This is a genomic window from Streptomyces sp. NRRL B-1140 (assembly GCF_001280065.1).
In the GTDB taxonomy this organism is placed as follows: Bacteria; Actinomycetota; Actinomycetes; order Streptomycetales; family Streptomycetaceae; genus Streptomyces.
This window is the reverse complement of record NZ_LGEA01000033.1, coordinates 1-321: the sequence shown is the minus strand read 5'-3', so window position 1 is coordinate 321 and position 321 is coordinate 1. Positions and strand designations below refer to the sequence as shown.

Here is a 321-nt window from a genome sequence, read left to right as displayed (position 1 = left end):
GCCGGGCAGGCCGCGGGACCGACGCAGTTGCCGACCTTCTTGAAGTACTTGTCGTACATGGAGTAGCGCAGGTAGTCGCCCATCTTGGCGGCCTTGCCGACCGTCGCCGAGACGGCCGAGCCCTTGCCCTGCTCCTTGGCCCACAGGTCCGCCCAGTACGCGGCCTGCACGGCCCGCGCGTCGGCGTCCGGGGCGTTGGTGAACTTCCACTGCTTGGCGTAGGAGGCGTCACCGGTGAACAGGTCCAGATAGCCGTTCTTGCCGCCGTACTTGAAGGCGTCGCAGGTCGGCTGCGGCACCGTCTCCCACACCGACTCCTGC

The 321-nt window shown here is 67.9% G+C and carries 1 protein-coding gene; it reads right to left on the bottom strand.

Features of this window, described 5'->3' with window-relative positions:
* A partial coding sequence (locus ADK65_RS05345) for a glycoside hydrolase family 48 protein (protein ID WP_324614244.1) occupies nucleotides 1-321 on the bottom strand: 321 nt, incomplete at both ends.